The organism is Salsuginibacillus halophilus (assembly GCF_003014715.1).
Lineage (GTDB): Bacteria > Bacillota > Bacilli > Bacillales > Marinococcaceae > Salsuginibacillus > Salsuginibacillus halophilus.
On sequence record NZ_PYAV01000004.1, the window covers coordinates 145,789 to 170,171 of the forward strand.

Here is a 24,383-nt window from a genome sequence, read left to right on the forward strand (position 1 = left end):
AGTTCTTACAGAGCATATACCCTTTGATGATCCTTTTCAAGCTTTCAGCAGTTAATTTAAACTACCGTCGATTGCTGACCATGGAATTTCAAAGCGTTGTACGCCTTCAGAAGCATTGGTTAAAGCGCCTTCCGGAAAGACAATGACCATCCCAGTTTCATAAATGTAAAAGTCACCGTTATCCTCGTAAAAACCTTCGAATTGAAAATCCGTGCGTCCGGTGGCGTCTCGCTCTTCGACCATCGGCTCTAATGTTTCATTCAGCATAGTTTCATAATTAGCGGTTTCAAAAAAGTCGCCGATGTTCATAACCCGTGCTTCATTGCGATCAATCGTGATCCCTTCCTGCCAATGCATGCTGCCAAGCACCTCACTCGTATAATAATCATCGAGTACGATACTTAAATAATCAGGAGTATCCATCTGTACACTATATTCACCGATGTAAGAAATATCCGGATCTTCTACTTGCAAGTTTTCGAATTTACGAACACTATCGATGGCTGCATCGCGAAATACGTCGTTAATAAAGGTTTGACTCGGACCGCCAACAGCATAAGGGGTGTAAATTTCAGCTGTCTCGTGTTGAGGAATAATGGTGTTTTCCTGCTTAAACTCACTATTTTCCGCTCGAGCCGCAAATGTAGCAAATTCGGCACGGGTAATATTTTGATCCGGACGGAATGTTAAGTCCGGGTACCCGGTGGTCAGCTGGTTATGTCCGAGGTAGCCAATATATTCAGCTTCCCAGCTTTCAGAGTTAACATCGCGAAACTCAGCCGCAGGTTCTCCGGTTAAATTGTAAGCCCGGGTGATTACTGCAGCCATTTCTGCACGAGTTAAAGAGTCATCAGGGCGGAATAAATGATCGTCTTGGTAAATCCCTGCATCAACGGCAGCGGCAAGCATTTCATCAAAATTGTTATATGTTGGCACATCTTGAAAAGATAGATTTTCAGGATTTTGAGGTTCTAAATCCAGTGCCCGGTAAATAAGATATACAGATTGCTCCCGGGTGACATCTTCCATAGGAAGAAACCGCCCATCTGAGTGACCTGTAATAATTCCAGTCTCGGTTAAGTAATCAATTTCGTCATGGCCCCAAAAATCATCAGCAACATCAGGAAAGGCAGCAGCAGGTAAGCTAAAAGCAAAGTATAAGGCAGTGCCGGCAAGCAGGCCGGTCATTTGTTTTAACATTTGCATTCATCTCCTTATTTTATGTTTAAGTGTAACTTTGGTGTGGAAACAGACGACTAAGAGGATAAAAGAAAAAAGATGGCTTCTTAAAAAGAAACCACCTTTTTGAGCCTAATCTTTATTACTGGTTGATGATCACTTCGCGGTTGTTGCTATCCCATTGTACCTCAGCACCAAGTGTTTCGCTCACAAAACGTACAGGAACCATAGTGTGACCATTCGTGTTTATTGCTGCTTGATCAAGTGAAACTGTACCGTTATGGGTATGTGCTTCAGTTGAATCAATAGTGATACTTACTTCTTGGTTACCTAGTGTCGCAGAAGCGGTTTTGCTATTGTTGTCCCATTGTACATCAGCACCGAGCTCTTCAAAAATGGCACGCATTGGTACCACAGTGCGTTCACTTTCAGTAACGTAAGCATCTTGGTTTGCTTGAAGTGATGAACCGTTAACGGTGACTCCTACACTTTTTTCAACGGAAGTTGCAGCAACTTGTTCATTGCTGGACTGCTCGACTACGCGCTTTGCGCCAACATAACGTGGTGACCAGTAAGTGTTGCTCATGCTGTCGATTGACACACCGGAAGAGGAAGCAGCGTGCATGAACTGATTGCCGCCGATGTAAATGCCGTTATGACCAATGCCGGAGCCATGGCTGAAGAAAACAAGGTCACCTGGCTGCAAATCGCTGCGCGATACAGAAGAGCCAACGTTGTATTGTTGTGCTGCTGTCCGCGGAAGGTCAATGCCTGCTTGAGCGTAAGCGTGCTGTGTAAATCCAGAGCAGTCAAAACCGGAAGTGGAAGTGCCACCGTATTGGTAAGGTGTGCCAAGTTGCTCTTCTCCAGCGCTAATAATTGAGTCTACAGTAGAAGCGTCCGCCTCTGTACTGAAAAATGGTGCAGCGATCAAAGCAGCAGTGCAAATCATAAGAAATTGTTTTTTCATTGGTAATTCCTCCAAAAAATTTATGTAGTAGTTTTAAATGTTTGTCGTTCGATCTCACAGGGAATAGTGTATCATCTAAGCAAGCTTTGTAGATTACAAACAGTTAACATATTGATGTTAATCATTTAACATTACGTTTCATTTTGTAATAGGCATCGAACGAGCTTAAATACAAAAATTTCGGAATTTTCAGAAAAGAGTGGTCATATGTTTAATAAATGCATGGCAATGGCCGTTATCTTAATCATTAGCCTTCTCGGCACAGCTGCTTCCGTAACGGCAGAAAGCGACGTTACCATCTATGTAGATGAAGAGATGCAGCAGAACCAACAGGCATTGATTGATGAAGGGCGGACGTTCGTTCCGATCCGTGGTGTTTTTGAAGCTATGGGGGCCCGCGTTCACTGGGATCAAGAAATACGCACTGTTTTTTTGGATCATAGTGGACAGGCGCTTGAGCTTTCTTTAAACAGTGATAATGCTGTCATAAATAACGAAATTGTCCGCAGCAACCTTCAGTGGATAAACAAGGACGGGCGGGTATATATCCCGCTGCGCTTTACTTCAGAATCATTAGGGGCAGACGTTTACTGGGATGGTGAAAATCGTGAAGTGCACATTAAACAAGAACGGGAAATGGTAAAAAGTGCAGCTGATGCGCCCCTATCTCTGCAAGGCTATACATTAGGTGAAAGCAGCAGTGAATTACAACCGGCAGACTACAGCACAGGGTTGTATGAGTGGGTGGAGCTTGAAGCGTCGAATGCGGCGCACGAACAAGTGGCAGTCAATGCCGGGGGTGAAGTGAGTGCAATGTTTACAACTCTTCCGGAACAACTGTCTGGCTTAGGAATCTTTAATGGCGCGGATGAAAAAGCGGTCAATAATTTGCTTGGATCCCCTGATCACGAGTTATCCGATGTTTCAAAAGGGTGGAACGTTTATTCCTTGGATGATAAATATGTTACCGTCTTTTTTGCACCTTATCGAAACTATGAGGCGGTCGGCGTATTGATTGAAGCGGAATTAAAAGAAAATCAAACAGGTCTTGAAGAAGAAGCTGATGCTTTTGCAGCTATGCTGCTTCAGCTGGCCAATGCTGAGCGGCAGGCAGAAGGGTTAAATATTTTACAAGAAGATCATCAAGTACAGGAATCTGCCCAAAATCATGCAGATTATATGGTTGAAAATGATGAGTTCGGTCATATTGCTTCTGAAGGTTATACGACCCCATTTGACCGAATGCGGGCCGCCGGTGTGGATTTTGATGAAGGTGGAGAAAATATTGCCCGTGGCCATCGGACGCCGATGCATGCTCACATGGCACTTATGAATTCCTCAACGCACAGACATAACATTCTTCATGCGTCGTATACTCATATCGGTGTAGGAGTGTCATATCAAGAAGAACGTCCGTATGCAGCGCAAAACTTTGCATCAATACAATAATTAAAATGAAAGCGGCGCAGCAAATGTTACTACGCTCAGCGTGTAGACGAAGTACAAAACCTAACATTCACGAACTACTTACTGCTTTAAACGCTGCAGGTTACCCTACTAAGAGGAAAAACCGAATCATGAACGTAACCTTCACTTTCAGACGGACGCTTTCCCGAGGGCTTGGCTTCAGCTAACTTGTTCGAATAAAAACCATTCGAACAAGTGGATCTTCAGCCTGCGCTTGGTCCTCTGGGAGTCGCCGTCTTTCGTTTCGGTTACTTGTAAAGTTAAAGATCAGCAAGCATTTCCAATGTATATCATTCGCTTAATCGTTCATGAAGCATCCTGAGGAAACTGATTTATGTAGATATTGCTTGACCAAAAAGGTTTCTACGATTCATGACCATCAAATAACGCAAGGCTGACAAGCATCGGCGGCGACGCCTACGGGAACAGTACGAGCCGAAAATCCCGCAGGCAGTGATCTTCTGCCGAGGAAGTTGAGGCCGTACCCGAGGCAAGCGTCCGCCGAAAAGCGACATCAGCCTCCGCTTTTCTTAAAAGTTTGATCTACACGTACACGCTGAAGGAGCTTGTTCAAAAGGTTTATAAACACTCGATTTAAGAAAAAGGCACAGGAAATATACGATACTCCTGCAGGAGTCGGGCAGCTGAAGATCACGCAAATAAGCGGTTTTTTCACGCGCAAGCTGATGCTGATACGTTATCCGGCGTTAAAGCACACACGACGAAATCAAGCGTGAGCGCAGGTTAAGTCGATGTCGCGCTTGTGTAGTTGGTGAAAGTGAGCATATTTCCGACTTCTGTCATTTGAATTATATCTTACGGAACAAGTACCTTTTTTATAAAATTTATTTCTTTTTTAATCTGCTTGCCACATTGACAACGCGCTCGCGGCGCAGAAACATTTGCTGCGCTGCCTTTTTGTGTGCGCTAAAACCACCTATAAAATGACAAACATTACGAAATTAGTGTAGGCACTTTCTTTTTGCCGTGGTAGAGTAATAGATAAACTATCTATTACTCTATTACTTTTAAAGGAGCGTACAACCTATGAAACGTGACTTTGTAAAATACGCAGTGCTCGGGGCTGTGACAGCAGCGGCTTCAAGCTTAAGCACTGCATCGGTTTTTAGTGCAGATGCTGATCATTTCCCCTCAAGTGAAGGTGTTGATTTTTATAATGAAAGAGTAGGGGGAGAAACGCAAAGTCAGCGGGTGCAGATCGATTTAAATGAAGCTGACCTTGATGTACATATCCCTCAGCCGCTTGGAACATTGCAAACATTAACCTCACAAGCAGCGGCTTGGGAACACGGCAATAAATTTCCGGCAGCAGGGATTAATGCTTCCTTTACCAACCCGGATTCTTTAATTGTAAAAGATGAAGCTATTCACAACTTGAATTTAAGACTTCCGGAAAGTGATGAGAGCCCGTTGTTTCAATATCAAGCTTTTGGTATGACAACTGAAGGAGATCCGGTAATTGACAGCTACGATGCAGAAGTTGCCGTAGAGCATGAAGGTACAAGTTTTGATGTTGAGGGTGTAAACACTGGCCAGACAACAAATGCAGCGATCTTATTCACGGGCAACTACGGGGCGGCAGCAACGAATGAAAATGAGTATGCATATGAACTTGTGCTTAACAATTTTGAGAAGCCGACTGGCGCATTTGGTTTTAATGAAACAATGACAGGTACGGTTGAGGAAATCCGTCCGTCTGGAGCCGCCTCGCCAGTCAATGATGAGCAGGCAGTACTCTCATTAAATGGCAGTGAGCTGCGCGAACAAGCAGAAAATATTGATGCTGGTGATGAAATTACGCTTACTTCAAGCGTGAATGGTGCTTGGTCGGAGGCGGACTTTATGCTTGCCTCAGGGCCGCGTCTTGTATCAGACGGTAATGTGGATATCAGCATGGACGAGTCTTTATCATTTGCGGAAACGCGCCACCCACGCTCGGTTGTAGGGTATAATGCTGAGCAAAATGAAGTGATGTTTACAATTTTTGATGGACGTCAGTCTGGTTACAGCAACGGGGCGACTTTACGCGAGGCAGCTGATTATATGATTGCAAACGGTGCAGATTATGCGCTAAACCTTGACGGGGGTGGTTCAACAACACTTGCAGGAGCATTTGCAGGGGATCAAACCCCGGCTTTGCTTAACCGTCCATCTGGTGGTATTGAGCGCGGGGTAAGTGCGACTTTATGGGCGTTAACCAACAATGCACCAGCTCCGATTGATGAAGCATATGAGCCGATCACACAGTTCATTGGTGAGGATAAGTGGGACGTCTCGACGATCCGTGCGTCTGCATCTTACAATGAACGTTCTGTAGAAACGGACCGGGGCGGCACTGCCGCGGAGTTAAATTATGATTATACAACTGGAGATGGCGGTACTGCTGCTGTTTATTTGGATCGTAATCAAGAGCGGTTACTGCCGGGCTCAGCTGAAAAAATTGGCGCCTGGGTGCAAGGAGACGGACGTGAACACTGGTTGCGTGGTGTTGTGACTGACCGTTTCGGAAGTAGTTACACCATCAATTTCACAGAAGAAGACGGGCTTCATTGGGACAATGAGTGGTATTATGTGACAGCAGAATTACCTGAAGGATACGAAGGTAAGCTCGGACTTGAACGTATTTACACAGCCCAGCCGGACGAGGACAAGCAAGCAGAAGGTACAATTTTAATTGACCAGCTCGATGTAGTGTATGATGCGTCATATCAACCTGCCCAACCGCCGGAACCTGTAACGCCAGAGCCGCCGGAAGAAGATGAAGATGAAGATTTACCGACAGACCCGGCGCAGCCTGATGTGAGTTTTTCAGACATGGATGGTGAACACTGGGGGCATCAAAATGTCATTGAACTCGCTGAACGTGGAGTGATTCAGGGCTTTGAAGACGGAACATTTCGCCCTGATAATTCATTAACGCGCGGTGAAGCTGTTGTGATGCTTACCCGGGATTTGGATGTCAACGCAGACGCTTTTGAAGATACCGACTTTCCTGATGTTGCTGAAGACCGGTTTTATGCTGCAGCAGTAGCTGCCGGAAGTGAATTAGGCTGGGTAGAAGGAAGCAATGGTAAGTTCCGACCAAACGAATCGTTAAGCCGAGCTGAAATGGCAGCCATCTTGACGCGTGCTTATGAAATTGAAGCTGTTACAGGTGGAAACGCAGGCTTCCCGGACGTACCTTCAGATCACTGGGCAGCAGGCGTTATAGAGACGATCCAGCACCAAGGGATTACAACAGGTGATGACAACGGGGAATATCGCCCAGAAGACGATTTATCTCGTGCCGAATTTGCAACGTTCATTCAGCGTGTGAGCAACTAAATCATGAAAGATAACAACGTGCTGCGGTGTTATTAAGCTATCGGCAAGGTATAAAACCTAAGATTCACAGATGACTTACTGCCCGTAGTTCCGCGGGCCCCTTATTAAGAGGATAAAAACCGAATCATGAATGTAGTCTTCACTTCAGACGGACGCTTTCCCGAGGAATTGGCTTCAGCTAACGATTCATTCCCGCAAAAGATTCATAATTTTAGGTGTCAGGCACAAAAAAGGCGTGCCTGACACCTAGCCCAAGTATGAAATAAAGAGCGGCTGTTGAGCATCTGCGTAGACGCCACCAGGAACAGCGTCCGCCGAAAACCGATGTCAGCCTTTATATATTACAAATTTGTTTCCATGAAAAAAACGTCGTGCTTCGGCGTTTTTTTCATTTATCAAGTGTTTTTTAGCTTTTCATTTAAAATTCGGGTAACATTTTGTAACACACACTTAATGTTTAATCCGGGTCTCTACCGGTGAGTTTAAGTGTAATTTTTGGTAGAATGAAAAAGAATCTTCTAAAACAATGAAACAATTTCTCATATTCTTGAATAAACTTGGTCGATATTAAGAAATAGGAGGGTCGCTGTGTTAAAGTGTTAACCGAGCGGGCCGGAGGGTTGTGCTTTACATAAAGGACAAGCGTAAAAGGGCCGGCATGCATTGAATTGGCGACGTCTTTACTTTACATCTACGAGAAACGTAAATTACGTATCATTCATAAGGAGGAGACTAATGCGTTTTAGAAATTACTCATTGATAGCCTTGGCAATTTTATTTGTTGCCTCCTTGATCGTTCATCCTTTGTACGCTCAAAGTGGTGGCACAAGCGGTACAGCAGATGTTTATGTAAATGGAGAAGAAATCACCATACCAGGTGGCGACCTGCCGTTTGACAATGACTCCATTCTTGTACCATTTCGTGCGATCAGTGAAACATTAGGTGTCCCGGTAAGCTATGACGGTGATACGCGGCAGGCTACAGCACACGATAATGGTACCGAGGCAGTCTTTAATATTGATACAGGGGCAACAACTGTTAACGGCCAAAGCCAGGATTTAGTTGCGCCACCGCAAAACATTAATAATCGTGTGTTTTTACCATTGCGATTTTTTGCAGAAACCTTTGATGCTGATGTGAGCTGGGATGCAGATTCCCGCACTGCAACAGTTGAGCGGGCGACAGAAGCGAGCAGTGAAGAACCGGTAGATGAAGAACCTGTAGGCGATGATTCGGAAAAAGAAGAAGTGAGAGGAACGTATACAGCTGAAGTAGCAGCCGAGAGCGGCCTTCACCACCGTTCTGAACGAAGTGCGGATTCCGAGTCACTTGGAGCTCTGCAAAACGGAGAGACGGTTGAAGTTCTCGGTGTCCAGGGCGGTTGGATAAGCACAAGTGTTAACGGTACAGAAGGTTGGATGAACGGTTATCATGTCGACATTCACGACGGAAATGAATCGGTGAAAATGCTTGGACATCCGGAAGTGAGCAACGGCTCCACAATTTACTGGCCGAAAGTTGGTGGAGCGACGGAGGTTGAAATCGACAACCGCGGGCAGGATGTTTACCTCCGCACAACGGCCAATGATGTTGAAGACCTTGATGCTTCTGAAGTGGAAGGTCTCGCTTCTTCAGAAGTGATTCCGACAGAATCAGGTTACACGATTGCACTTGAGCTGCATGACGGCTATGAAATTACAGCAAGTGACGAAAACAGCTATACAGAGGTTCAAGTGCAGTCCGAGTCCGCCCAGGGTGGCAGCGGTCATCCAATCGAAGGAAAAACGATTGTTATTGATGCTGGTCACGGGGGACATGATGCAGGTGCAGAAGCTTATGGATTAAAAGAAAAGAACCTTGTTTTAAATATGGCTTGGAAAGTTGAAGAGTTGTTAGAAGATGAAGGTGTCGATGTTGTAATGACGCGCGACGGTGATTATTTCGTTGAGTTATCGGAACGTGTAAGTATTGCTGAATCAGTTGATGCAGACTCATTTATCAGCCTTCACGTTAATGCATTCAACGGTTCGGCACATGGGACAGAGACGTATTGGCATGAGCGGTATGCTTCGCAGGATAGCAAAGAGCTTGCAGAACATATTCAGGAGAATTTAATTGAAATGCGTCGCACAATGGACCGTGGTGTGAAACACGGAAACTTCCATGTGATCCGTGAAACGACAATGCCGAGTGTCCTTGCTGAAATTGCTTTTGTTGACAATTATGAAGATGCGCAGCGTCTAAACTCTTCTGAATTTAGACAGCAAGCCGCTGAAGCAATTGCAGAAGGTGCAAAAGATTATTACGAAGCTCAATAATAAAAGGCGGAGGCTTTAAGCTTCCGCCTTTTTTGGGTTATATCGGAAGCATAGTGGCACTTTCTCCTTGGGGATTCGGTCAAAAAGCATGGGAGTGGGCATAGTCAAGAAAGGCTTAATGGCGAATTGCGAAAAGCAAAACCCTTGACGAAGCCTAATGGGCTTGCCAAGGGTTAATGAGCTTATGCACCGATATCATCAACATCGGTGGACGTAAATGAAACCGCCGTATACGGAACCGTACGTACGGTAGTGTGAGAGGTCGGGGGTTAGGCCCCCCCTCCTACTAGATTCGACAGAGTAGAAAACCTAACATTAACTCACAACTTACTGTTCCAACCGCCGCGGGGTGCCCTATTAAGAGGCGAAGCCGGATCATGAACGTAACCTTCACTTTCAGATGGACGCTTTCCCGAGGGCTTGGCTTCAGCTAACTTGTTCGAATATAAACCATTCGAACAAGTGGATCTTCAGCCTGCGCTTAATCCTCTGGGAGTCGCCATCTTTCGTTTCGGTCACTTTTCAATTTATAGATGATCATCATGTCTAATGTATATGGTTCGTTTTGATCGCTCATGAAGCGTCATGATGAAATTGATTCATGTAGATGTTGCTTGATCAAAGTGACCTCTGCCATTCATGATCATCAAATGACGAAAGCCTGAGGAGCATCGGCGGCGACGCCACCAGGAACAGCACGAGCCGAAAATCCCGCAGGCAGTGACTTTCTGCCGAGGAAGTTGAGGCCGTGACGGGGGCTAAGAAGACACGGTGAGATCAAGCGTCAGCGTAGATCAAACCGATGTCGCACTTGTGCCCTCCGGGTGCAAGCGTCCGCCGAAAAGCGACGTCAGCCTCCGCTTTTCTTGGAAGTTCGTCTACACGCTGAGCTGCGATCCTACAAGATCGCAGCTCTTTGCTCGCTATTTTGACTGAATGTTCGTTTTCGCCTGCTTGGGCGGCTGCGCCGTCCATGAGCTTAAGTCAATTTCATCTTTTAAAATTAAGTGAGATGGAAAAATAAATGTCCACGGTTTGCTCGTATTGGCCTTCACTTTAAATTGTTCAAACTTAAAGCCGCCACGGGCAACAATCTCGTTACTTGCATCAATAATCTCAAGTGGAAACTCTTCAAGTGTGATATCTTTTTCACTGCCGTTACGAATCAACATCGTTACGTGCAGATCTCCGTTTTCTGTCCGCTTTGCTTTTAACCCCATAAAGTTAAATTCCCCTGCCTTTGGTGGATCCAGACGCTCCACCATATCTTCAAGCTGCTGGCGCGAAGAAGCGGCAAGTGAACTTTCCCAGCTTTCTTCAAGCTCTAGGCTGTGCCGGCGTGAAGATGGCTTCAATTGAAAAGCGAGTTTCCAGCCAGCTTCAGGAACTTCTTCACTAAACAATTCTTCCGGTTCAAAGGTGAACTGCCAAGGGCGGCTGCTTTCTGCTGGGATCTTACCAGCGTCTGACAGGTCAAAAGCTTTACGACCGAGCACTTCATCCTCTTCATTCAGCAAAACGAGATTCGTTTCTTTCAATTGAATGGCTTTACTTAAGCTGTTCCGAATAAATGCAGTGATTTGGTACGTGCCGTTTTCCGCTTGATTCAATTCAATTCCGGAAAGGGACAGCTGATTAGGTGCGAGCGGCGGGCATTCCATATTTAAAAACTGAAAAGCATACCAATCTTCGCTAGCAAGGTTCCACTCCGGGTGAACTGAAAGGACAGGATGAACTTCCTGCTCTCTGCTATCTTCAGTCTCTTCTTCACCGAGAAGTTCCTTTGAAGATACTTGCGCTTCCTGCCCATCAAGGGTCGGCTGCTGCTTCGATTTTTTCTTGAAAAAAGGTAACATTAAGATTGATCCTCCTGTGTTGCCGCAAATGGCTGGGTGATTTGTTTCGCGTGTAAAGAGATGGTGTATTCAAGTTGTTTATACATCATTAAAAACAACTCATAGCCTTCACGTGTATAAACGCGCATTGGGTCTTCTTGATAGCCCCGCAGGCCGATACCTTCTTTTAAACGGGACATCGCTTCAATGTGCTCAATCCAGTGGGTATCAACAGCCATAAGTACCTGCCGCTTTAGTTTTTCATGCACCGTGCGGTTGGAAGCAGCCTGCTTTAATGTTGATAAGTGTTCTTGAATATCAGGTGCCAAAACATTTTTAATGTCCTTTTGGCTTTCAATTTCAGCCGGTTTCTCTGCTGTAATCACGGTCAGCAAATTCGGCAGTTGTTGAAATAGTTCATCAGTCTGCCATTCTTCTGGCAGCTCATGATCTGGACAATATTCATCAAGCAGGTGCTGAAGGCTGTTTTCAATCATCGGTACGACAAGCTCGGTAATATCTTCACTTTTTAGTGCGTTTTCGCGCATTTCATAAACCGCATTGCGCTGTTCGTTAACGACATCATCCATTTTTAATGTGTATTCACGCACAGAATAGCCGGCGCTTTCGCAAGCCATTTGCGCTTTGTTGATGACATCAAGCACTTCATGATTTGTTACTTCACCGTTTTCATTCGGTTGGAGCTTTGGCTGCAGTTTTTCTAGCTCTTCATCTGCAAAGCGGAGAAACATCTCGTCTTCAAGCGCAATGAAAAACATTGTCTCCCCTGGATCGCCCTGGCGTCCGGAGCGGCCGCGGAGCTGGTCATCAATTCGACGGTTTTCATGTTTCTCTGTGCCGATCACGCATAATCCACCGAGTTCAGCAACACCTTCGCCGAGCATAATATCTGTACCGCGGCCGGCCATGTTTGTTGCCAGCGTAACTTGATCTTTTTGGCCGGCGAGAGAAATGAGTCTAGCTTCATTTTCCACACTTTTTGCATTCAGCAGTTCATAAGGAACTTGGCGCTCATCAAGGTAGCGGGCAAGTGTTTCTGATTGAATAATAGAAGTTGTGCCTAAAAGTACCGGCTGTCCGGTTTGGTGGCGTTTTGCAACTTCATCAGCTGCAGCTTCATACTTTTGATGTGCAGTTTCAAATACAATATCTTCGTGATCGGTACGGATGCGCGGCTTATTTGTTGGAATTTGAAGAACGTCCATGCCGTATAAAATCCGGAATTCTTCTTCTTCAGATTTTGCAGTTCCCGTCATACCGGCGAGTTTATCATACATCCGGAAGTAGTTTTGCACCGTCATTGTCGCCTGCGGTTTGTTCTCCTGCGTGATGTGCAAGCCTTCTTTTGCTTCAATGGCTTGGTGCAATCCTTCGCTGAATGTCCGGCCCTGCATGACTCGACCGGTGTACATATCAACAAGGTGGATTTCATCATTTTTAACGATATATTCAACATCGCGGGTGAACATTGCCCGGGCCCGGAGTGCCTGCAGCATAAAATGATAAAGGGTTTGATGTTCTAGATCATAAAGGTTGTCGATACCGAAGGCACGTTCAACCCGGCTGATCCCTTCATCTGTAAAGTTGACCGTTTTAGTCACAGGGTCGTACGTATAATCCCAATCTTGTGTAAGTGTTTTTGCCATTCGGGCACATACGTGATATAAGTTTGGATGAACATCCGTTTTGCCGGCGATGATAAGCGGTGTTTTTGCCTCATCAAGCAGCACACTGTCAATTTCATCAATTAAAGCAAAGTGAGGTGTTCGCTGCACTTGATCCTGAATACGAGCTGCCATATGATCGCGCAAATAATCAAAGCCGAATTCGCTCGCGGTACCGTAAGTAATATCGGATTGATAAGCAGCCTGTTTTTTGCCGGTGGCCGTCTGGGAAATATTTAACCCGACCGTAAGCCCGAGAAATTCATGGACTTGACCAATAAAGTTACGGTCGCGCGCTGCTAAGTATTCATTCACGGTAATAACGTGTACACCTTTTCCTTCAAGGGCATGCAGGTAGGAAGGCAGCGCAGCGACAAGGGTCTTTCCTTCACCTGTTGCCATTTCTGCAATGTCATTATCGCTCAAAGCAAGACCGCCAATCAGCTGCACATCAAACGGGCGCAGGCCGAGCACCCGGCGGGAGGCTTCACGAACAACCGCAAAGGCTTCCACTTGCAGTGACGTCAGCTTTTCCCCATTAGCAATCCGGCTCCGGAACTCCTCGGTCTTCTGCTGCAGTTCTTCATCAGAAAGCTGCTCCAATGTGGACTCAAGACTGTTTATTTCCTCTACTTTTTTATTGTATTGTTTTAGCTTTTTTTGTTGTGGATCTCCAATTACTTTACGTAAAGCGCCAATCATCGACGTCGCTCCTTCATTCATAGTTAAGTTGTATTATATCATGAACACGTCCGCTGAAAATACATGCCGGCAGAGGAAATATATATAGGAAAAAAGAGATACACCGAAACGTCAATTTCCAACCATGAAAAAGTTTGTTATCCTAAGAAAAGCCATCTTCGACACGGTTTGCCTCGAGCGCTCATTGGAGGACGGCCGAGGAGGCTGTTGCCGCCGCAGGACGTACGAAATGACGCCAAGAGGCAGTCGAAGATGGCTGGACAGAGAAAAAGAAGAAAAGACACGGTTTGCCTCGAGTGCTGATTGGAATTAAAAATATGATAGTTTGCCAAGCAAGTTCACATAAGGAAAGGAATTACGGTGGTCAATCATGACAGAAAAAAACAGCGTTCGAATCTTAGATATTCCGTTTGTACATACGACGCTCGAAGAAATGACCCATACGCTGTACACACACGCAGTAGAGAAAGAAAAGGCATTCGTTGTTACTGCGAACCCGGAAATCGCCTGGGCAGCGCACCACGACCCTGAAAAAAAGAAACTTTTAGAAGAGGCAACGTATGTAACTGCCGATGGGATTGGCGTCGTGAAGGCTGCTAAATGGAGTGGGCAGTCGCTGCCTGAACGCGTTACCGGCTTTGAGCTTTTTATCAACCTGCTTGAAAAAGCAAACGAACGAGGGCAGTCCGTTTACTTGCTCGGTGCCAAAGCAGAGGTGATCGAAAAAGCGGCTGATACGATTCGTGCGACGTACCCGAATGTGCAGCTCGCAGGTTTTCATCACGGCTATTTTGACTGGGATGACCCGTCCATTGCGAATGACATTGCAGAAAAGCAGCCGGACTACGTATTTCTTGCGCTCGGCTTTCCGCGTCAAGAAACCTGGGTCGCCTCCCATTACGACAAATTTAACCATGGTGTGTTTATGGGCATCGGCGGAAGTTTTGATGTGCTCGCAGGAGAGGTGAAGCGGGCGCCTGTGATTTGGCAGAAGTTTCATATTGAATGGTTGTACCGTTTATTCCAGCAGCCGGCACGCTGGCGGCGGATGCTTGCTATTCCGAAGTTTGTGTTTGCAGTACGCCGGCACCGGCGGCAAGGTTAAGTCATGGCACAAACGTTAATTAAAAGTGCGCTGTTTTTAACAGCTGCGACGTTTTTATCTAAAGTTCTCGGAAGTGTTTTCCGCATTCCGCTTCAAAATATTGCCGGCGATGATGTTTTCGGGATTTTTTCGATGGTATATCCCGTCTATATGGCTGTGTTGATTATTACTGTCGCCGGTATCCCGATTGCAATTTCAAAGTTGATTTCTGAAGCGAGATTTAACGGCGGTATCGATGACATTCGTGATATTTTTGCAAGTGCAAGTATTGTCAGTTTCAGCTTTGGTGTGATCAGCTTTCTCTTGATGTTCAGTCTTGCTGATCACATTGCACTGCTTTTAGGTGGAAGTTATGCGGCAGAGGCGGTGCGGATTGTATCCTTCGCTCTAATTATTGCACCGTACATGGCTGTCTACCGTGGTTTCTTTCAAGGTTATGATGATATGCAGCCAACAGCAGTATCTCAGGTACTAGAGCAGTTGATCCGTGTGCTGCTGCTGTTAGCTTTAGCAGTGATCCTGGTGGAAATGCAGGCGGAGAGCTCAGTCGTTGCTGGTGGGGTGATGGCAGGGTCGGCTGTAGGAGCACTAGCGTCTCTCGTTTATTTACGACGCTTATTTGTGAAATCAAGCCACCGGCCGAAACCACAAAGCAAGTTTACGCTCATCATATTTCGACGCTGGTCCAAACGCATTCTCCTGTTAGCCTTACCGATTTGTGCTGGGGCGCTTGTGCTGCCAATTTTAAGTATGATTGATTCGGTGACAGTCCCGCTGCAGTTACACAGTTACGGCTATAGTGCAGATGCAGTGCCGGATGCGTTTGGTGTTTACTCGCGCGGTACGGCACTTGTACAAATTGCAGTCGTGTTTGCAAGTGCCTTAATTTTGCCGCTCATTCCGGCAGTGACCGGTGCTTTAGCGCGGGGTGAAGAACAGGGAGCTGCCGGTTTGATTGAGAAGTCTATGAAGCTCAGCCATTTAACCGCACTGCCGGCAGCCGCTGGTTTATTTGCACTTACGGCGCCGTTAAACTTAGCGTTTTTCGGAAGCTTAGATGGGCATTGGGCCATCGCTGTCCTTCATTTAAGTGCAGCACCAATGGCTTATGCGATTGTGACGACTGGTATGCTGCAAGGTGTTAATCAACCGGTGCGTGCAGCAGCAGTTGTTATTGGTGGTGCGCTTGTTAAAGCTGGCCTTAATGTATGGCTTGTGCCAATTTACGGGCTTGAAGCGGCGGCTGGAACAACGCTTGGAGTATATACCTTTATTGCGTTCATCCATACCGCAATGATTCGTAAACGCCTTGCGTACACAACGCAGCGGCGGGTGCTCTTCGTTTCAGCTATAGGAAGTTTGCTGATAGCTGCGGCTGTCGGTCTGCCGCTTTTTGTTATAGAGATCGAAGCTTGGTCACGGTTGGCAGCTTTAATTTACAGCGGAGCTGCCGTTGCCGGAGGAGTTATCATATTTGCCGCAGCGGTCTGGTTTGGTCGAGCGGTGACAAAAGAGGATTTACGTCAAGTGCCGGGACTACGGCGGTTTGCACGTTAACTTATTGAGGGAGAGAATTTACGCATGATAAAGAAAATACTCTGGGGTTTGCTCGCTGTCATCATCGCTGCCACAACACCGTTGTTATGGGAGCGCCTGCAGGCAGAAGACAGCAATCCTAATTATGAGGTTGGGGTTCCCGGCGATCAACTCGCTGGGATGGTTGATATGCTATCAACATTAAATGAGCAGTCGTACTGGCTTGAAGAACTGCGTGATGCTGGTGTTCGCTCGGTCACTTTAGAGCCGTTTAACTTAGAAGATTTAGAAGACGAAGGTTATGTAAAGAAAGTTGAGCGGCTAGAAGTGCATGAAGAAGCTGGTGTAGAAGAAGAAGACCTGCCAGAACTGCAAGGGCTATATCTTGAAGTTGATGAGTCCGATCAAGATCGCATCGAGCGGTTGCTTGATGTATTAGCCTATCATACCAATCAGTTTGCAGAGACTGAAGAAACAGCAGGGCTTGATCAAGCGCTTGAGCTTGAAACAATTGAAGGTGAAGAGCGGACATTTTACTATGTGCCTCTAGGTGCTCAGTATGCCGATGTCCCGATAGGCTTTGATTTTGAATATGCAGAAAGGTTGGCCGACGCCGGCTTTCAAGTCGTGCCGCGCCCAGGGAACAATTTCCATTACCTTGAAGATGAAGATCATTATTTATACGACGAGTTAGATGAATTGGCATCCCTTGGAGCCGAAAATTTGTTATTTGAAGGAACTGAAGTAACGGCACACGGTGACCCTGAAGTGATGGCGTTGTTTGCAAACCGCGTAGCAGACTTGGGCTACCGGCCGATGCCGATTGACTTTTTTGATCAGCGTGGCATGCATGAATTCATCTATGCCGGTGGACTTGAAAACGATGTTGTGCGCGTCTTAAGCCGGACGATCGGCCTTGAGGACGAGGTGGATCTACGTGAAGAAGCTTCTGTAATGGTACGTGGTGTTCGTGAACGTAACATCCGCTATTTAAATATCAATCCGCTTGAATCGAGTGGAGATGTAGAAGAGCAGTTCGAAGTACCGCAGCAGGCAGCAGAAGTGTTTGATGACTTAACAACACTTGTAGAAATGACACACGACGTCATGCCTGCCTCATTTGAAGGTGGCGCAGATACGGGGGCCGGCACATTTGATGCATTTGACCAGCCGGGCTGGGCGCTATACACACTGATGATCGGTGTGACAGTTTTAAGTGTACTACTGGCGCTTTATACGTTTCCGGCGCTAGCTTTCGTATTTGTCCCGGGGTTGCTGCTGCTTATGACAGGCTACGCTTTCACAGGTCTCGACGTCATTGTCAAAGGCTTTGCACTTGCAGGAAGTGTCGCTGGTGCAATGCTTGCGGTGATGGTAGCACGCCGGGTTGAAAGCTGGCCTCAGTTATTTTTCAATTATTTTAAAGCTTTCGGTGTGGCACTGATTGGAGCGTGGCTTGTTGTTCACTTGTTGCACGGTCATGAATATTTAGTAGCGATTGATCAATTCCGAGGTGTTGTTGTGCTGGCAGCACTACCGTTTATTGCAGGGCTCATTTACTTTTATTATCAATTGATCCCGCCGCTTTTGAACACCCAAGTAAGGTACTGGCATTTAGTTGTGCTTGCTTTAGCGGCCGGGCTGCTGTTCTTTTACGTCATGCGTACTGGAAATGAAGGTGTTGTGCTTCCTTTTGAAAGTGAGTTCCGCCAGTGGTTAGAAGATACGCTGTACGCAAGACCGCGTACGACGGAATTTCTCATCGGTTTGCCGTTTTTCACGCTCGGTTTATATTTAAGCTGGCTGAAACATCGTGCAGCGCCATTTTTCATGAGCTTTGGTTTCTTAGCTTTTGCTTCAATGATCGGCTCATTTACACATTTACACACCCCGGTTGCTATATCATTTTTAAGATCGTTTAACAGTCTCTGGCTTGGCTTGATTCTCGGCCTTGTGTTGGTTGGTCTTGTCCATCTAGGCACGCGTTACATTTATCCTGCAGTCAAACGGAGGTGGTTGTAATGCACGTTGTCTTATCCGGCTACTTCGGCTTTAAAAATGAAGGAGACGAAGCGATTCTTAGAAGTGTCGTTGAAGCGCTCCGACGTGAGGATCCGGAGATTACAATCACAGCGCTGTCAAACGACCCTGAAGAAACAGAAAAGACGCACGGCATCAAAGCTGTCAACCGCTGGCACGGACCCTCCGTATACCGGGCATTAAAACAGGCTGATGGTTTGATCAGCGGGGGCGGGAGCTTGCTGCAGGATCAAACCGGGCCTAAAACACCGGTATATTATACAGGTGTAATGCATATGGCGCGCTTTTTAAGAAAGCCGGTTGTGATTTATGCGCAGGGGCTCGGACCGCTCTCGACAAAGCTCGGACGCAGGGTTAGTAAAGCAGGCTTAAAGCGGGCAGCCTTACTATCCGTAAGAGATGAAGGTTCAAAAAAGCTTTTAGGAGAGCTGGGTGTGAAGCAGGAAGCCGTTGTTGTGCCGGACCCCGTCCTTGGGATGACCCCGGATCCGGACAAGCGCCCCTTTTCTTTAAACAGTAACCAGCCGTATACAGCGGTTTCGGTGCGTCCGTGGCCAGCTGTGACAAGTGACAGCTGGCAGGCGCTTGCCAAAGGTCTTGATCAAATCGCCGAGCGGGGAAGCCGGATCGTATTTGTTCCAATGCACGGCGAAGAAGATGCAAATGCGAGTGAACAAGTGAAACAGCTGATGACCTATGATGCAGAAGTGCTCGCACACGATGAAACGCTTGAAGGGAAAATGGCTGCTTTTGCCGGTGCGGAGCAGGTCGTAGGTATGCGGCTGCACGCGCTGATCTTCGCAGCGTGTGGCCACACCCCGTTTGCTGCCTTGTCATATGATCCAAAAGTTGAGGTTTTTGCTGCCTTGGCGAATCAGCCGGTAGCAGCGGATATGAACGAGCCAATTCGACAGGAAACTGTCAAAGAAGTATTTGCCGATATTCAAGCGAACCAGCAGAGCTACGGCGCACATGTGAAAGCGTATGCTGAAGAGGCAAAACAAGAAGTGCAGCAGCTGGCAGCGCAAGCGCTTCAGACCTTGCGCTGAAACCTCCATCATCTATCTGTCTGTTGCACTAATAAAACGAGGCGTTTAAATGTGTAGTATTGTGGAAATTTCATAGAATATGTGAAAATGCGTAGGTGCCGCTTTATGCTTTATGATAGAATGAGGTTATTGCGTGTACGAGAGGTATGCTGCATAATGACGCTATTGGCGGTTAAAGTAATGGAGGAGGGTCAATGTTGGAGATATTGGCGCTTATAATTTGTTTTCTCGTGGCCTTAATTGCCACACCTTATATAAAGAAACTTGCTTTTCGAATTGGGGCAACGGACGCTCCAAACGGCCGTAAAGTGCATCAAGAAGCAATGGCCCGTATTGGTGGTTTGGCGATTTATTTTGCCTTTCTTGTCGGCCTTGTTATTTTGCAGCCGGAAAGCAGTTACTTACTGCCGATGTTGATAGCCGGAACAATTATTATTCTCACCGGCTTTATGGATGATGTTAAAGAGCTTTCACCAAAAGTTAAACTACTGGGACAGCTTGCAGCAGCGGTTGTTGTGATCGCTGGTGGTGTACGGATTGATTTTATTAACCTGCCGTTTGAAACCCAAATGCAGCTTGGCTGGCTAAGTATTCCGCTGACGCTGCTTTGGATTATTGGAATTACGAATGCGATTAACTTAATCGATGGCTTGGATGGTTTGGCTGCTGGCGTGTCATCGATTGTATTAGTTACAATAGCGAGTCTTGCTGCATTACAAGGGAATATTTTTATTGTCGGGATGGCATTAATTCTTCTCGGTAGTACACTTGGCTTTTTATGGCATAACTTTCACCCGGCCAAGATATTTATGGGTGATACAGGCTCTTTGTTTTTAGGGTTTATGATTGCGGTCATTTCACTGCTCGGTTTTAAAAATGTGACGTTGTTCTCACTCGTTGTACCGGTTATGGTGCTCGCTGTACCGATTTCCGATACATTTTATGCGATTGTACGCCGCTTAGTGAACAACAAGCCGCTTTCTGCACCGGACAAATCGCATATGCATCACTGTCTTTTACGTATCGGTTATTCCCACCGGCAGACGGTGCTGCTCATTTACGCAATGAGTGCGCTGTTTGGACTTGCGGCTGTTGCGTTTACGTTATCAACGTTGTGGGTGGCCCTGCTTGTGCTTACCACCGTTATCATAGCAACTGAACTTTTGGCTGAGCGAATTGGCTTAGTAAATGAAGAGTTTCGTCCGGTTGGGAAATTTCTTGACCGCTTCAACGGAACAAAACGAACGTAAACAAAAAGACGAAAAAGCAGCTATGCGGCATCGCATAGCTGCTTTTTGTGCATAGACCAACCTTAAAAAAGGGCAACCGTGGCTAACTATGCATTTCAACAGAAGCCTTCATCTGTAGGGAACAAGTGCGACATCGGTTTGGTCTACGCTATCGCTTGACCTCACCGTGTCTTCTTAGCCTCTTGTACCTCCTCAACTTCCTCGGCAGACAACCGCTGCCTGCGGAATTTTCGGCTCGTACTGTTCCCGTAGGCGTCGCCGCCGATGCTTGTCAGCCTTGCGTTATTTGATGGTCATGAATTGTAGAAATGGTTTTTATCAATCGCTCTCTAATTGAATGAATTTCATCACTCATCATAAGAGGATAAAATCGAACAATGAACATAACCTTCACTTCAGACGAACGCTTTTCCGATGGCTTGGCTTCAGCTAACTTGTTCGATTTGATTGCCAATCGAACAAGTGGATCTTCAGCCTGCGCTTGATCCTTTGGGAGTCGCCGTCCATCGTTTACTTTTCAATTTACGGATCATCATTTCCAATGTCTATGGTTCCTTTTATCGCTCATGTAACGTGATTGTGGAATTGACTCACTTATGCGAAAACTAGAAAATCTTAAGGTCAGTCTTTTAACGAAGATATGGTGCTGTTAATCGTCAATACAACAGTAACGCAGGCACCTTAAATCGTGATTGTTTTCGAGCATGAAGCGTCATAGGTCATGATGTTTTGTAATTATAACGCACAAGCTCTTCGAGACACTACTTGGAAGCGCAGCAGTCGAAGACCCAGCAATGAGCAGGTTTTTCTTTCTCATGAGGAGGCTGAAACCAAGGTAAGCGAGTAGCAAGCTGGGCGCTTATTTTAGGTTTTGTACTTTAATTACAGTCTGAAAGCGGCAAGGCGATTAAAGCCTTGCCGCTTTTTTTATGAGGTCTGGGCTGCAGGTGCGGTCCAACGCAGGCGCAGCTGTTCAATGCGAGGGTAGAAGATTTGAATTAAAGGGCCGAGCGATAAAGCAATAATGATCGTACCGATACCGATCGGTCCGCCGACGATAAAGGCAAGAACTAAAACAAAAATCTCAAGTAGCGTCTTTGACATGCGCAAACTAAAGCCTGTACGAAAGTGAACAGCCATCATAAGCTGGTCAATTGGATTGCGGGCAAACTGGGATTGCAAATAAGAGCTGATCCCTGCAGCTGCAAAGCCAAGGCCGGTACTTAAAAAAGCAACTTGCATCCAAGTACTTGCCGGCGTGAATCCACTAAAAACGATCAACTGCCAGAAATCCACGAATATGCCGACAAGAAAAATTGTTATAACAGCTGAAGCATCTGGAATTTTCCGTAGTAAATACCCGTTAAGTAAGATTAACAAGCAACCGACCATAAACACCCAGCTGCCCATCGTAAAGCCAAAGCTTGTGCTTAAACCGACATAAAAAGCATCCCAAGGTCCGGCGCCAAGGTCAGCTAAAATCATTAAGCTGATTCCAAAAGATAAAAATAAGACACCAACGATATAGAAAGAAAAGATCTTAAAGTGGTTACGCATAATATGCTCCTTTGCTGCAAAACTTCAGATGTTGACCCGGGGTAGTTTAGCATAATTGATGTAGGTCGTCCAGATATAAAATTTATACAGTTAAAAGCAAAAAAATTTTTATTTAAAGGATATCGAATATGATTTGAATGAAGTGAAACTTCACTGTAGAGGTAATGCGATTGGTTGAAAAAAATACAGTAATAGACCTTTTTGTATCCATAAAAAGGTTGAAAATATAAGAAAAAAGGATTTCATTCGGCAGATCCATTTATTAAAATTAAAATAATTAATTTTAATTTTAGGTGGAAAGAAGGGAAGGGACAGAGAGGTGTAAAGCGAATATGGTTATTTATGGATAGAAAAAATAAAAAAAGAGGCCCGGCATGCCGGGCACTCAAAGATAAGGTTAACGCACGGAAAAGAGGAGATACTTAATGAAATCCTCTAAGTGAAATTTTAAATCAGTATTTAGAAAAACGCAAGTACGGATTTCGTGGGTCAAATTTACATACGTGAAACAAACGAATAAAATCCAGACTATATGGGTAACGTAAAATAAAGTGAAGCTTCTTTGAAACTATATTTCATACTTAAATTCGGCAGATTTCGAATAATTTTTGTTTGACCCGATATTTCAAAACCTGTATCGTAAGAAATTGTTGCGTTTTTAAAGCAACTATTAAATAACAAAAATTGGAACTTGGATAAGGAAGGAGATTCCATTGACTCAAAAATCAACAGCACAAAAGCTTATCGATTGGCCTGTTCTTGTCATTAGTGGCGGCTTACTTGTGTTATTCGTTTTGGCCGCGGTGATCGATGCAGCAGCTGTACAAAACTTTGTGGATATGACATTTGGCTGGGCAGTTGAATATTTCGGCGCTTTTTGGCAGATTTTGTTATTAGCCACGTTCATAACCGCACTTGTCCTCGGCTTTTCAAAGTACGGCCGGGTTCGTCTCGGCGGCATGGACCAACCTGAGTTAAGTACATTTAAATGGATTTCGATTATTATGTGTACATTGCTTGCCGGCGGGGGCGTTTTCTGGGCCGCTGCAGAGCCGATGTTTCACTTTATGGATGTACCGCCGGTGTTTGGGAGTGGCGTAGAAAGTGCCACGTCATCTGCAGTACACCCTGCCCTTGCCCAAAGCTTTCTTCACTGGGGCTTTCTCGCTTGGGCAATCTTAGGGACGTTAAGCACGATTGTTCTCATGCATGCCCATTACAAAAAAGGGCTTCCGTTAAAACCGCGGACACTGCTTTATCCGTTGTTCGGTGAGCGGATTGTATACAATAGTGTGTGGGGAACGATCATTGATGCAAGTGCAATTATTTCCGTTGCAGCCGGTACGATTGGTCCGATCGGGTTTTTAGGACTGCAGGCTGGTTACGGTTTAAATGTGATTTTCGGCATACCAGATACGTATCTTGTTCAACTTTTAATTATTGTGTCACTCGTTGCAATTGCTTCCATATCAGCAATTACAGGCGTACACCGCGGTATTCAAGTATTGAGCCGCTTTAATGTTATTTTAACGCTTATATTGATCGGATTTATCTTATTAATTGGTCCTGGTGGCTTTATCATTGATTCTTTCATTGCAGCTTCCGGGATGTATGTGCAGGAGTTTGCACAACTGACAACATTCCGTGGTGCAGATGAATGGCTAGGCTTATGGACCGTCTTTTTCTGGGGTTGGTTCCTTGGGTACGGGCCGATGATGGCAATCTTTATTGCCCGCATCACTCGTGGCCGCACGATTCGTGAGCTGGTGCTTGCCATTGCAATTATTGCTCCTATTGTCACAAACTTCTGGTTTACTGTTGTCGGCGGAAGTGGGATCTTTTATGAGATGCAAAATGAAGGGTCAGTGTCTAATGCCTTGTTTGATGAGGGGATGCATGCTGCGATGATGTCAATTGCACAGCAGCTCCCGCTGGGTGCGTATGTCGCTTTCGCATTCCTTGTTGTTACCATTCTTTTTGTTGTAACGACGACAGATTCAATGTCTTACACCATTTCAATGGCAATTACGGGTAAAACAACACCTGAACCTTGGTTGCGCGTTTTTTGGGCCGTGGTGATGGGTGCTGTAGCTTCGGTATTGTTATATATGGGTGAAGGCACGGTTGAGGCGCTGCAGTCCTTTATTGTTGTTGCAGCTATCCCGGTATCGCTGCTGCTTCTGCCAATGATTTGGCTTGGACCGAAGGCAGCGCGCCGCATGGCTGAAGAACAAAAAATTGTACAAAAGAAATAAACAAAAAGCGAGTCAGGGAATACCTCCCGGCTCGCTTTTTTCGTTCATAAGCGTACTGCTTTTGCATTCATTCGGCACGTTATATAATG

At 45.8% G+C, this 24,383-nt stretch carries 14 protein-coding genes; 9 read left to right on the forward strand and 5 right to left on the reverse strand.

What is annotated here, in order from left to right; genetic code table 11:
• Positions 1–51: 51 nt before the first annotated feature.
• Both B0H94_RS04630 and B0H94_RS04635 read right to left on the reverse strand, forming a co-directional pair.
• Positions 52–1,200 carry an S-layer homology domain-containing protein gene (locus B0H94_RS04630; protein WP_181315259.1) on the reverse strand — a complete coding sequence of 383 codons (1,149 nt, stop codon included), beginning with the start codon at positions 1,198–1,200 and terminating at the stop codon, positions 52–54.
• A 121-nt stretch (positions 1,201–1,321) separates the two neighbouring features.
• The gene (locus B0H94_RS04635; protein WP_106588086.1) at positions 1,322–2,149 is read right to left on the reverse strand and encodes an NlpC/P60 family protein; all 828 of its coding nucleotides are present in this window, start codon (positions 2,147–2,149) and stop codon (positions 1,322–1,324) included.
• A gap of 207 nt (positions 2,150–2,356) precedes the next feature.
• Here B0H94_RS04635 and B0H94_RS04640 point away from each other — a divergent pair, with 207 nt between their 5' ends.
• The 3 genes from B0H94_RS04640 to B0H94_RS04650 all read left to right on the forward strand — a co-directional run bounded on the left by B0H94_RS04640 (position 2,357) and on the right by B0H94_RS04650 (position 9,280).
• Entirely contained in the window at positions 2,357–3,598 is a 1,242-nt protein-coding gene (locus tag B0H94_RS04640) for a stalk domain-containing protein (protein WP_106588087.1), read from the forward strand.
• Positions 3,599–4,663: 1,065 nt separating this feature from the next.
• Positions 4,664–6,961: a phosphodiester glycosidase family protein gene (locus tag B0H94_RS04645; protein ID WP_106588088.1), complete on the forward strand. Its 2,298-nt coding sequence runs from the start codon at positions 4,664–4,666 to the stop codon at positions 6,959–6,961.
• Positions 6,962–7,696: 735 nt separating this feature from the next.
• Positions 7,697–9,280 carry an N-acetylmuramoyl-L-alanine amidase gene (locus tag B0H94_RS04650; RefSeq protein WP_106588089.1) on the forward strand — a complete coding sequence of 528 codons (1,584 nt, stop codon included), beginning with the start codon at positions 7,697–7,699 and terminating at the stop codon, positions 9,278–9,280.
• A 923-nt stretch (positions 9,281–10,203) separates the two neighbouring features.
• On the opposite strand, the gene B0H94_RS04655 is transcribed toward B0H94_RS04650, so the two are convergent.
• Together B0H94_RS04655 and secA2 are read right to left on the reverse strand one after the other, a co-directional pair.
• The gene (locus tag B0H94_RS04655) at positions 10,204–11,136 is read right to left on the reverse strand and encodes an accessory Sec system S-layer assembly protein (protein ID WP_106588090.1); all 933 of its coding nucleotides are present in this window, start codon (positions 11,134–11,136) and stop codon (positions 10,204–10,206) included.
• Complete coding sequence (gene secA2 / locus B0H94_RS04660; protein WP_106588091.1) at positions 11,136–13,502, reverse strand: accessory Sec system translocase SecA2; 2,367 nt, start codon at positions 13,500–13,502, stop codon at positions 11,136–11,138. Before secA2 ends, B0H94_RS04655 begins: the two co-directional genes overlap by 1 nt.
• A gap of 370 nt (positions 13,503–13,872) precedes the next feature.
• On the opposite strand from secA2, the gene B0H94_RS04665 reads away from it, so the two are divergent.
• From B0H94_RS04665 to B0H94_RS04685, 5 genes are all read left to right on the forward strand, one after another.
• On the forward strand, positions 13,873–14,607 hold the full coding sequence (locus B0H94_RS04665; RefSeq protein WP_106588092.1) for a WecB/TagA/CpsF family glycosyltransferase: 735 nt from the start codon (positions 13,873–13,875) through the stop codon (positions 14,605–14,607).
• Positions 14,608–14,610: 3 nt separating this feature from the next.
• Positions 14,611–16,164: a putative polysaccharide biosynthesis protein gene (locus B0H94_RS04670; RefSeq protein WP_106588093.1), complete on the forward strand. Its 1,554-nt coding sequence runs from the start codon at positions 14,611–14,613 to the stop codon at positions 16,162–16,164.
• A 24-nt stretch (positions 16,165–16,188) separates the two neighbouring features.
• Positions 16,189–18,165, forward strand: a complete 1,977-nt coding sequence (locus B0H94_RS04675) for a DUF5693 family protein (protein ID WP_106588094.1) — start codon at positions 16,189–16,191, stop codon at positions 18,163–18,165.
• Entirely contained in the window at positions 18,165–19,232 is a 1,068-nt protein-coding gene (csaB, locus tag B0H94_RS04680; protein ID WP_106588095.1) for a polysaccharide pyruvyl transferase CsaB, read from the forward strand. Before B0H94_RS04675 ends, csaB begins: the two co-directional genes overlap by 1 nt.
• Before the next feature lie 197 nt (positions 19,233–19,429).
• Positions 19,430–20,482 carry a glycosyltransferase family 4 protein gene (locus B0H94_RS04685; protein ID WP_106588096.1) on the forward strand — a complete coding sequence of 351 codons (1,053 nt, stop codon included), beginning with the start codon at positions 19,430–19,432 and terminating at the stop codon, positions 20,480–20,482.
• Between the two features lie 927 nt (positions 20,483–21,409).
• Here B0H94_RS04685 and B0H94_RS04690 read toward each other — a convergent pair.
• On the reverse strand, positions 21,410–22,039 hold the full coding sequence (locus tag B0H94_RS04690; protein WP_106588097.1) for a YczE/YyaS/YitT family protein: 630 nt from the start codon (positions 22,037–22,039) through the stop codon (positions 21,410–21,412).
• A gap of 713 nt (positions 22,040–22,752) precedes the next feature.
• Between B0H94_RS04690 and B0H94_RS04695 the strand changes: the two genes are divergently transcribed.
• Positions 22,753–24,294, forward strand: a complete 1,542-nt coding sequence (locus B0H94_RS04695; protein WP_106588098.1) for a BCCT family transporter — start codon at positions 22,753–22,755, stop codon at positions 24,292–24,294.
• Positions 24,295–24,383 lie beyond the last annotated feature (89 nt).